The sequence below is a fragment of the Actinomadura chibensis NBRC 106107 genome (assembly GCF_001552135.1).
Lineage (GTDB): Bacteria > Actinomycetota > Actinomycetes > Streptosporangiales > Streptosporangiaceae > Spirillospora > Spirillospora chibensis.
In genome coordinates, this window is the sequence record NZ_BCQP01000078.1 from 41294 (window position 1) to 52279 (window position 10986).

The window sequence follows — 10986 nt, forward strand, 5'->3', positions numbered from 1 at the left end:
CCATCCACCCAATTCTTAGGAAAGTTTCCTAAGAGTTGCTGGGAGATTCCTGTTTGTTTCGGGGGCCGGACCGAACGGAGAATCATGTCAAGACCGGGCGGACGGCGAGCGATCGCGCTCGTCGGCGCAGCTACTCTGGCGGTCGGCACCGCCCTGCTCTCGGCGCCGCCGGCGTCGTCGGCGGGGACGGTCACCGCCACCTGTACGAAGACCTCTGACTGGGGCTCGGGCTTCGGTGGCTCGTGCACCGTCACGAACGGGACGAGCGCCGCCCTGAGCGGGTGGAAGGTCGAGGGCGACCTTCCTTCCGGCACTTCCGTGACCTCTGTGTGGGACGCGACCAAGACCGTCTCCGGGAACCACTACACCTTCAGCAGCCTCGGGTGGAACGGCGCGGTCGCCGCCGGCTCCAAGGCCACCTTCGGCTTCAACGGCACCGGCTCCGGCTGGTTCACCGGCTGCAAGATCAACGGCCTGGCGTGCGACGGCTCCGGCGACCCGGGCGGCCCCGGCGACCCGGGCGACGACACCGAAGCTCCCTCCGCTCCCTCCGGCCTCCGCGTCACCGGCAAGACCGCCACCAGCGTCTCGCTCTCGTGGACCGCCTCCACCGACAACGTCGCCGTGTCCGGCTACGACGTCTACAACGGCAGCACGAAGGCCACCTCGACCACCGGCACCAGCGCGACCGTCAGCGGCCTCTCTCCCAAGACCGCGTACACGTTCAGCGTCAAGGCCAAGGACGCCGCCGGGAACACCTCCGCCGCGTCCGCCTCCGTGTCGGCCACCACCGACGAGGGCGGCGGCAACGGCAGCGCCGGCGACAAGGTGATCGGCTACTACACCAACTGGGGCGTCTACCAGCGCAACTACCACGTCAAGAACATTGAGACGAGTGGTTCGGCCAGCAAGCTGACCCACATCAACTACGCGTTCGGCAACGTCCAGGGCGGCCGCTGCACCATCGGCGACGCCTACGCCGACTACGACAAGGCCTACGGCGCCGACCAGAGCGTCGACGGCGTCGCCGACAACTGGGACCAGCCGCTGCGCGGCAACTTCAACCAGTTGCGCAAGCTGAAGGCGAAGCACCCGAACCTGAAGATCCTCTGGTCGTTCGGCGGCTGGACCTGGTCCGGCGGCTTCGGCCAGGCGGCGCAGAACCCGGCCGCGTTCGCCGACTCCTGCTACAACCTCGTCGAGGACAAGCGCTGGGCGGACGTGTTCGACGGCATCGACATCGACTGGGAGTACCCGAACGCCTGCGGCCTCTCCTGCGACACGAGCGGTCCGGACGCGTTCAAGAAGCTCCTGGCCGCGGTGCGCGCCAAGTTCGGCTCCGGCAACCTGGTCACCGCCGCCATCACCGCCGACGCCAGCAACGGCGGCAAGATGGACGTCACCGACTACGCGGGCGCCGCGCAGTACGTCGACTGGTACAACCCCATGACCTACGACTACTTCGGCGGCTGGGACGCGAAGGGACCGACGGCCCCGCACTCCCCGCTCACGTCCTACCCGGGCATCCCGCACGAGGGCTTCAACACCACCGACACGATCGCCAAGCTGAAGGCGAAGGGCGTCCCCGGCAGCAAGCTCCTGCTCGGCCTCGGCTTCTACGGCCGCGGCTGGACGGGCGTCACGCAGGCCGAGCCCGGCGGCACCGCGACCGGTCCCGCGCCCGGCACCTACGAGGCCGGGATCGAGGACTACAAGGTCATCAAGTCCCGGTGCCCCGCCACCGCCACCATCGCCGGAACCGCCTACGCCAAGTGCGGCGACCAGTGGTGGAGCTACGACACCCCGGCCACCATCGGCGGGAAGATGAAGTACGCGGGAGCCGAGGGCCTCGGCGGCGCGTTCTTCTGGGAGCTCAGCGGCGACACCACCAACGGTGAGCTCATCTCCGCCATCAAGAACGGTCTCGGCTAAGCCGCGTCCGTCACGAGCGGTCTCGGCTGAGCTGTTCGCAGAGGGGGTCCTCCCAGCCCCTTCAGTGCAGCCGAGACATCGGGCCCCTGACCAACCGGACGCCGGTCAGGGGCCCGCCCCTTTTCCGTCACCCCGCGTCCTCGCCCGCGCCGCCCATCCGCCGGCCGGTGGGAGCGGCGCCCGCACCTGTTCGGCGCCGCGTGCGGTCAGTCCGTCTGCAGGACGGCCTGGATCTCCAGGACGATCTGGACCTTGTCGCTCAGCGCCAGCCCGCCGCCCGGGATGGTCGTCCCCTCCCCCACGCCGAACTCAAGCCTGCTGATCTCGCCGGTCGCCGTGAACCCGGCGCGGGCGCCCTTGAACGGGTCGTCCTGCCGGAACGGGTCGGGGCCGAACCCCTCGGCCACCAGGTCCAGCGGGACCTCCCTGGTCAGCCCGCGCAGGGTCAGCTCGCCGTCGAGGACGAAGCCGTCCCCGCCGGGACGGAGCCCGGTCGAGCGGTAGGACATGGTCGGAAACCTCTCCACGTCCAGGAAGTCCGCTGACCTGACGTGCTCGTCGCGCTGGGCGTTGCCGGTGTCGACCGAGGTCAGGTCGATGGTCGCGGCGACGGACGAGTCGAGCGGGTCGGCGCCGGTGGTGATCGTCCCCTCGAACGTCCCGAACCGGCCGCGCACCTTGCTGACCATCATGTGCCGGATCGTGAAGCCGACGCCGGAGTGGGCGGGGTCGATCGTCCACGTGCCGGCGACGTAGCCGGGGACCTCGACAAGCTCGGCGGTCATCGTGTCTCCTAAGGTTATGAAAGGTAAGGCGGTTCCGATCAGGAACCGTGGAACGCGCCTCCATGGTGCGGACGCGCCCGGCCCCGGCACAAGAAGGCACTTTTTCCTGCCCTGGTCACCTGGAGAGAACCAATGGAGTACACGGCGGAACGCTGCCGCGCCCGCGAGACCCTCGACCGGGTCGGCGACAAATGGTCGCTGCAGGTCATCGCGCTGCTCGGCGAGCGCACCAAGCGGTTCACCGAACTCAAGCGCGAAATCGACGGGATAAGCCAGCGGATGCTCACCGTCACGCTGCGCGGATTGGAGCGCGACGGCATCGTCACGCGCAAGGTCTATCCGGTGATGCCGCCGCGCGTGGAGTATTCGCTGACCGAGATGGGCGCGACGCTGATGGACGCGGCCAACACCCTCGTCTGCTGGGCCGAAAGCCACCTGGAGGAGATCGACGCCGCCCGCGCCGCCTACGACGCGCGCAACGCCGGTCCGGAGGCGTGACGGCGACGCGGGCACGGAATGAACGTGCCGCCGCGGTGCGCGTCGCGTAGCATGGTGGGCGATGGGCCTTCACGAGGTGGGACGGCGAGCTAGCCGCGCCGAGCTGGGGAACGAGCAGTCGTGCCCGGCCCGGCTCGGCGGTGTGCGCCCTCGTCCCATCGACCTCGTGAGGCCGTCCCATGCGCTCTGCTGACATTCGCTCGGCATTCCTTGACTTCTTCCAGGACCGCGACCACCGCGTCGTGCCGTCCAGCCCGCTGATCCCGTCCGACCCGACGCTGCTGCTGGCGAACGCGGGCATGAACCAGTTCAAGCCGTACTTCCTCGGCGAGACGGCGCCGGAGCATTCGCGGGCGGTGTCCGTGCAGAAATGCGCGCGCACGTCCGACATCGAGAACGTGGGCCGCACCACGCGGCACGCGACGTTCTTCGAAATGCTCGGCAACTTCTCCTTCGGCGACTACTTCAAGGCCGAGGCGATCTCCTGGGCGTGGGAGCTCTTCACACGCCATTACAACCTCGACCCGGAACGCCTCTGGGTGACCGTTTACCTGGACGACGACGAAGCGGCGCGGATATGGCGGAGCGTCGGCGTCCCGGCGGCGCGGATCCAGCGCCTCGGAATGGAGGACAACTACTGGTCGATGGGCGTTCCCGGCCCGTGCGGGCCGTCCTCGGAACTGCATTACGACCGGGGGCCGTCCTTCGGCCGCGAGGGCGGGCCCGCCGCGGACGGCGAGCGCTACCAGGAACTGTGGAACCTCGTCTTCATGCAGAACCTGCGCGGCGAGGGAACGGGCAAGGGCGGATATCCGATCCTCGGCGAACTGCCCGCGAAGAACATCGACACCGGGCTCGGCCTCGACCGGCTCGCCGCGATCCTCCAGGACGTGGACACGGTGTGCGAGACGGACCTGCTCTTGCCGACGTTCCGGCTCCTCCAGGAGATGGCGGGCCGCGAGTACCCGGGGCGCGACGGAAGCGACGAGTCGACGTCGTTCCGGATCGTCGCGGAGCATTCGCGGTCGGTCGCGTTCCTCATCGCGGACGGCGTCCTGCCCGCGCGGGACGGCCGCGGCTACGTGCTGCGCCGCCTGATGCGCCGCGCCGTCCGGCACGCGCGCAAGCTCGGCATCGACGAACCGGTGCTGCCGGAGCTGACGGCCAGCGTCGTCGGGAACCTCGGCACGACCTGGCCGGAGCTGACCCGGCAGGCGGGCCTGATCCGGCGGGTCGTGTCGGCCGAGGAGGAGGGCTTCGACCGGACGCTCCGCCAGGGCTCCCAGCTCCTCGACGCGGCGATCGCCCGCGCGAGCGGCACGATCTCCGGGCGCACCGCGTTCGAGCTGCACGACACCTACGGCTTCCCCATCGACCTCACCGTCGACGCGGCGCGCTCGGCGGGCCTCACCGTCGACGAGACCGAGTTCGCGGAGCTGCTCGAAGACCAGCGCCGCCGGGCGCAGCGGGCGGGCCGGGGCCGCAAGGGCGACGCGGTCGCGCGCGCGGACGCCTACCGGCGGATCACGGCGGAGCACGGCTTCACCGACTTCGTCGGCCACTCCGTGACGAACGCGGAGACGGACGTCCTCGCGCTGCTCGACTCCGACGGTCCCCTTCCGAGCGCGGTGGAGGGCGACGAGGTCGAGCTGATCCTGACGCGCACGCCGTTCTACGCGGAGTCCGGCGGCCAGGTCGGGGACACGGGCGTCGTGCGCACCTCGTCCGCGACGCTCCAGGTCCTCGACACCCGGCTCGGCCTGGACGGCCTGCACGTCCACACCGTCCGCGTCCTGGACGGCGAGGTGCGTCCCGGCACGGCGGCGGAGGCGGTCGTCGACGCGGACCGCCGGGCGGCGACCGCGCGCTCGCACAGCGCGACCCACGTCCTGCACGCGATGCTGCGCCGCCACCTCGGCGACCACGCGGCGCAGCGCGGCTCCCGCGTCGAGCCCGGACGCCTCCGGTTCGACTTCGCCCACTTCTCGTCCTTCGAGACCGGGCCCGTGCAGACGCTCGTCAACGACTACCTGCTGGACGATCCCGACGTCCGCGTTTGGGAGGCGTCCCGCGCCGAGGCGGAGGCGGCGGGGGCGTACGCGCTGTTCGGCGAGAAGTACGGCGAGTCGGTGCGCATCGTGGACATCGGCGACGCGTCCCGCGAACTGTGCGGCGGGACCCATGTCGGGCACGGCTCCCAGGCGGGGCCCGTCCACATCGTCGGCGAATCGTCCATCGGCACCGGCCTGCGCCGCATCGAAGCCCTCACCGGCTCAGACGCGCTCCGCCACTACGACCACCAGCAGGCGCTCCTCACCGAACTGGCAGGGCTGCTGAACACCCGCCCCGACCAGGCGCCGGAAAAACTGCGCCAACGCCTGGAAACACTGGCCGAGACCCAGCACCACCTGGAAACCCTGCGCCGCGCCGAACTCGACGCGCACGCGGAACGCCTCGCCTCCCAGGCGGAACCGGTCCCGGGCGGCTGGCTGCTGGCGAGTTCGGTCCCGTCCCTGACCAGCGGTGACCTGCGCACCGTCGCGACCGGCGTCCTCACCCGGCGCGGCCCCCGCGGCATCGTCATCCTGGGCACGACGACCGAAGGGAAGGCCGCGCTGGTCGCCGCGACGAACACCGGCATCCAGGCCCGCGACGTCCTCACCACCGCGGCACGCGAGGTAGGCGGCGGCGCGGGCGGCAAGGGCCCGACGGCGAACGCGGGCGGCCGCCGCCCCGACCGCCTCCCCCAGGCGCTCACCACGGCGGCGACGGAGGCCCGCGCGATCCTCGCGACCCTCCCCTGACCAGAACGGGCCGCCCGGAGAACCGGGCGGCCCGTTCACTGGTCGGGCTGGCGGGATTTGAACCCACGACCCCCGGCACCCAAAGCCGGTGCGCTACCAAACTGCGCTACAGCCCGCACGTCACGACGACGCGAGAAGTCTAGACCCCATCCGCCACGGCCCGCTCGGCCTCCCGGGCGGCCCGCCCACCCCCGCGAACCCTGTACGCTACGGGATGGCGAAAGAGGCCTCACCCCTTTATTCGCGCGCGGGCGTAGCTCAATGGTAGAGCCCCAGTCTTCCAAACTGGCTACGCGGGTTCGATTCCCGTCGCCCGCTCTCGTCTTGAAAGGTCCAGGTCAGCTCGGGCGCGCCTGGACGCCTTCCACGAACAAACCACCCGCTGCTGGATGGCATTCGGGCCGTATCAACGTCCCGTTCCGGGGATGCCGGAGCCGTCTCTGAAGGCTCTGGCCACTTCTTCTCGAACTCGGCGGTAGAGGTGCTTATGGAGGGTCGCGTCCAGGCCCTCGGCCCGGAAGACCGCCTCCGTGAAGGCGTCCACGTCGTTAGGCGGCGAGTCGCACAGCGCTCCCTGGTCCTCCGGCGAGAGGCAGAACCCGAGACCGACGCACAGATCACGGAGCAGAAAGGCGACTTCATCGGGGGACAGCTTCGCCGATTCCATAGCTCCATGTTGGCGTACGCGGTTGGCGGCGCGGGCGACTGGCGCCAGCGGCGGGACGGCTCGGGCTCCGGCGCTCGGGCCTACTATCGGGGCGTATGGGGCTGCAGCTTGTTCAGGTGAATTTCAAGGCTCGGGACGACGCGGCGCTCGGACGGTTCTGGGCGGACGCGCTCGGGTGGGGCGTTTCCAGTGAGGGGCCCGGCGTGACGAACGTCGAGCCCGTGGGGTTCTCCTGGCCCGATCCGACGGCCGTCTGCGTGGATTTCGTGACCGTGCCGGATCCGGAGACGGTGAAGGACCGGGTGCATCTTGATCTCGCTACTACGTCTGAGGCTCATCAGGCGGAGTTGGTCGCGCGGCTGAGGGAACTGGGGGCTACGCCTGCTGATGTGGGGCAGGGCGACGTTCCTTGGGAGGTCATGGCCGACCCTGAGGGCAACGTGTTCTGCGTGCTGGAGCCTCGGGAGGTCTACCGGGACACCGGGCCGATCGCCGTGGTGGTCGTCGACTGCGCGGATCCGCGGGCCATCGCCCGGTTCTGGGACGAGGCGCTCGACTGGACCCTCCACGAGCTGACCGACGACCACGCGGTGCTGCGTGCGAGCGAGGGCGTCGGTCCGTATCTGGAGTTCCTTCGCAAGTCCGGCGAGAGGGCGTGGTGGAACCGCATCCATCTCGATGTGCTGCCGTCCCCCGTCGAGGACAAGGAGGCCGAGGTGGCCCGGCTGCGGGGCCTCGGCGCGACCGACCTCGACGTCGGCCAGGGGGATGTGCCGTGGACGGTCCTCGCCGATCCGGAGGGCAACGAGTTCTGCGTCCTCGGCAGGGGCTGAGGTGTTTCGCCCCTGGGGCGTCGGGTAGGTGGGACGGCGCGCCGAGGTGAGGGGTGGTGTGACGTGGGCGTTCGCACTTGGATCGGGTCGTGGCCCGTCTACCGCCAGTTCACCGGGGACGACCCGCTCGGGCGGGGTGCCGCAGCGAAGAGCGCGGGCTCCGAGCGGATCAAGGCGCGGGTGAGCACGGCCGACAAGGTCGTGAAGTCCGTCTGCCCGTACTGCGCCGTCGGCTGCGGGCAGGACGTGTACGTCCAGGACGGCAAGGTCACCCAGATCGAGGGCGACCCGGACTCACCGGTCAGCCGGGGGCGGCTGTGCCCGAAGGGCTCGGCCAGCCTCCAGCTGACCACCGGGTCCGCCCGCGAGTACCGGGTGCTGTACCGGCGCCCGCACGGCACCGACTGGGAGCCGCTCGACCTCGACACCGCGATGGACATGATCGCCGACCGGGTGATCGAGGCGCGGCGGCGGGGGTGGCAGCAGGAGGAGGACGGCGTCCCGGTGCGGCGCACGCTGGGCCTCGCGAGCCTCGGCGGCGCGACCCTCGACAACGAGGAGAACTACCTGATCAAGAAGCTGTTCACCGCGCTCGGCGCGGTGCAGATCGAGAATCAGGCCCGCATTTGACACTCCTCCACCGTTCCCGGTCTGGGAACCTCGTTCGGACGCGGCGGCGCGACCACCTTCCAGCAGGATCTGCAGAACGCGGACTGCATCGTCATCCAGGGCTCGAACATGGCCGAGTGCCATCCGGTCGGGTTCCAGTGGGTGATGGAGGCGAAGGCGCGCGGCGCGAAGCTGGTCCACGTCGACCCGCGGTTCACGCGGACGAGCGCCGTGGCCGACGCGCACGTGCCGCTGCGCGCCGGTAGCGACATCGCGTTCCTCGGCGGGATCGTCAACTACGTCCTGCAGAACGAGAAGTACTTCCGCGACTACGTGGTCGCGTACACGAACGCGCCGGTGATCCTGTCGGAGGACTTCCGCGACACCGAGGACCTGGACGGCGTGTTCTCCGGCCTGGACCCGGAGAAGCGCGTGTACGACCACACGACCTGGCAGTACGCGGGGATGAACGTCCAGTCGGCGGCCGGCGAGCGGGACATGCAGTGGGACGAGCGCGCCCCGGCCGTATCCGAGGCGGGCCGCGGCGAGGCGCACGGCTCGGGCGGCGCCGCGATCGGCGAGGGCACGCCGGAGCGCGACCTGACGCTGGAGCACCCCCGGTGCGTGTTCCAGGTGCTCAAGCGGCACTACTCGCGGTACACGCCGGAGATGGTCGAGCGGATCTGCGGCGTCTCGCAGGACCGGTTCCGCGAGGTCTGCGAGCTGGTCACGGAGAACTCCGGACCCGACCGGACGACGGCGTTCGCGTACGCGGTCGGCTGGACGCAGCACACGGTCGGCGTCCAGTACATCCGGACGGCCTCGATCCTGCAGTCGCTGCTGGGCAACATCGGGCGTCCGGGCGGCGGGATCCTGGCGCTGCGCGGGCACGCGTCCATCCAGGGCTCGACGGACATCCCGACGCTGTTCAACCTGCTCCCCGGGTACATCCCGATGCCGCACGCCCACACCAACGAGACCCTGGACGCGTTCGTCCAGGCGGAGTCGGCGGAAAAGGGCTTCTGGGGCAACATGCGCTCCTACATCGTCAGCCTGCTGAAGGCGTACTGGGGCGACGCCGCGACGGAGGACAACGACTTCTGCTTCGACTACCTGCCCAGGCTGACCGGGTCGCACAGCACCTACGAGACGGTGATGGCCCAGATCAACGGCCTGTGCAAGGGCTACTTCCTGATGGGCGAGAACCCGGCGGTCGGGTCGGCCAACGCGAAGCTCCAGCGGCTCGGGATGGCGAACCTGGACTGGCTGGTCGTCCGCGACTTCTCGCTGATCGAGTCCGCGACGTGGTGGAAGGACGGCCCGGAGATCGAGACGGGCGAGATGCGCACCGAGGACATCGGCACCGAGGTGTTCTTCATGCCCGCCGCCACGCACACCGAGAAGGACGGCAGCTTCACCAACACGCAGCGGATGCTGCAATGGCACCACCAGGCCGTCGAGCCCGCCGGGGAGGCGCGCAGCGAGCTGTGGTTCATGTACCACCTGGGCCGCATCATCCGGGAGAAGCTCGCCGGGTCGACGGACGAGAGGGACCGCCCGCTGCTCGACCTCGTCTGGGACTACCCGGTCCAGGGCAGGCTGGACGAACCCGACGCCGAGGCCGTCCTCGCCGAGATCAACGGCCGGGACGCGGACGGGAACCCGCTGTCGTCCTACACCCAGCTCAAGGACGACGGGTCCACGTCGTGCGGCTGCTGGATCTACTGCGGCTGCTACGCGGACGGCGTCAACCAGCCCGCCCGCCGCAAGCCCGGCTCCGAGCAGAGCTGGGTCGCGCCGGAGTGGGGCTGGGCGTGGCCCATGAACCGCCGCATCCTGTACAACCGGGCGTCCGCCGACCCGGACGGCAACCCGTGGAGCGACCGCAAGGCCCTCGTCTGGTGGGACGCCGAGAAGGGCGAGTGGACGGGCCACGACGTGCCCGACTTCGTCGCCGACCGTCCGCCCGACTACCGGCCGCCGGACGACGCGAGAGGCCCGGACGCGCTCGCCGGGGACGACCCGTTCATCATGCAGGCGGACGGCAAGGCGTGGCTGTACGTCCCGGCCGGGCTGACGGACGGCCCGCTCCCCGCGCACTACGAGCCGCAGGAGTCGCCGTTCACGAACGCGCTGTACGGGCAGCAGCGCAACCCCGTCCGGCACCTGCTGCCGCCGCATCCGGACGACCGGTTCGCGCCGAGCGACGGCGCGCCGGGCGCGGACGTGTTCCCGTTCGTCGCGACGACGTACCGGCTCACCGAGCACCACACGGCGGGCGGCATGTCGCGCTGGCAGCCCTACCTGGCGGAGCTGCAGCCGGAGTTCTTCTGCGAGGTGTCGCCTGAGCTGGCGGCCGAGCGCGAACTCGAACACGGCGGCTGGGCGACGATCGTCAGCCCGCGCAACGTGGTCGAGGCGCGAGTCCTCGTCACCGACCGGATGGCCCCGCTCACCGTGGACGGGCGGACGCTCCACCAGGTCGGCCTCCCCTACCACTGGGGCCCGAACGGCTACAGCAGGGGCGACGCGGCGAACGAGCTGCTGCACCTCGCGCTGGACCCGAACACCCACATCCAGGAGGCGAAGGCGCTCGCGGTCGACATCCGGCCGGGACGGCGGCCGCGCGGGCGGGACGCGGCGGCGCTCGTCCGCGCGTACCGGGACCGCGCCGGGATCACCGCCGAGACCGGCACCGAGACCTAGCCCGCGAGACCGGCGGCGGACCGCACGGCCCGCTCGATCGCGTCGTCGTCGGCGGGCGGGACCGCGCGCAGGTCGAGCAGGCAGCGGCCGTCGTCGACGCGTCCCATCACGGCGGGCGCGCCGAGCCGCAGCCGCGCCGCGTACGGCTCGGG

Annotated in this window: 7 protein-coding genes and 2 tRNA genes; 6 read left to right on the top strand and 3 right to left on the bottom strand. The window is 70.7% G+C overall.

The window, feature by feature from the left end; translation table 11 throughout:
• Nucleotides 1-84 precede the first annotated feature (84 nt).
• A complete protein-coding gene (locus ACH01S_RS37840; RefSeq protein ID WP_083981598.1) occupies nucleotides 85-1932 on the top strand; it encodes a glycosyl hydrolase family 18 protein in 1848 nt (615 codons plus the stop codon).
• Nucleotides 1933-2138: 206 nt separating this feature from the next.
• Here ACH01S_RS37840 and ACH01S_RS37845 read toward each other — a convergent pair whose 3' ends face one another.
• Nucleotides 2139-2717: a YceI family protein gene (locus ACH01S_RS37845; protein WP_067903969.1), complete on the bottom strand. Its 579-nt coding sequence runs from the start codon at nucleotides 2715-2717 to the stop codon at nucleotides 2139-2141.
• A gap of 132 nt (nucleotides 2718-2849) precedes the next feature.
• Here ACH01S_RS37845 and ACH01S_RS37850 point away from each other — a divergent pair, with 132 nt between their 5' ends.
• Nucleotides 2850-3215 (top strand): winged helix-turn-helix transcriptional regulator, encoded by a 366-nt coding sequence (locus tag ACH01S_RS37850; protein ID WP_067903972.1) that lies wholly within the window; start codon nucleotides 2850-2852, stop codon nucleotides 3213-3215.
• 179 nt (nucleotides 3216-3394) lie between these two features.
• Nucleotides 3395-6019, top strand: coding sequence for an alanine--tRNA ligase (gene alaS, locus ACH01S_RS37855; protein ID WP_067903975.1), 2625 nt, complete (start codon nucleotides 3395-3397; stop codon nucleotides 6017-6019).
• Between the two features lie 39 nt (nucleotides 6020-6058).
• Here the strand turns inward: alaS and ACH01S_RS37860 are convergent.
• A tRNA-Pro gene (locus ACH01S_RS37860) sits at nucleotides 6059-6135 on the bottom strand.
• 131 nt (nucleotides 6136-6266) lie between these two features.
• Here ACH01S_RS37860 and ACH01S_RS37865 point away from each other — a divergent pair.
• Nucleotides 6267-6337: transfer RNA gene (locus tag ACH01S_RS37865), tRNA-Gly, on the top strand.
• Between the two features lie 88 nt (nucleotides 6338-6425).
• Here the strand turns inward: ACH01S_RS37865 and ACH01S_RS37870 are convergent.
• Nucleotides 6426-6686 carry a hypothetical protein gene (locus ACH01S_RS37870; protein ID WP_067903978.1) on the bottom strand — a complete coding sequence of 87 codons (261 nt, stop codon included), beginning with the start codon at nucleotides 6684-6686 and terminating at the stop codon, nucleotides 6426-6428.
• A gap of 95 nt (nucleotides 6687-6781) precedes the next feature.
• Between ACH01S_RS37870 and ACH01S_RS37875 the strand changes: the two genes are divergently transcribed.
• Both ACH01S_RS37875 and fdh read left to right on the top strand, forming a co-directional pair.
• Nucleotides 6782-7519 carry a VOC family protein gene (locus ACH01S_RS37875; RefSeq protein WP_067903982.1) on the top strand — a complete coding sequence of 246 codons (738 nt, stop codon included), beginning with the start codon at nucleotides 6782-6784 and terminating at the stop codon, nucleotides 7517-7519.
• Nucleotides 7520-7582: 63 nt separating this feature from the next.
• A complete protein-coding gene (fdh, locus tag ACH01S_RS37885) occupies nucleotides 7583-10834 on the top strand; it encodes a formate dehydrogenase (protein ID WP_148344757.1) in 3252 nt (1083 codons plus the stop codon).
• The last annotated feature ends 152 nt before the right edge of the window (nucleotides 10835-10986 follow it).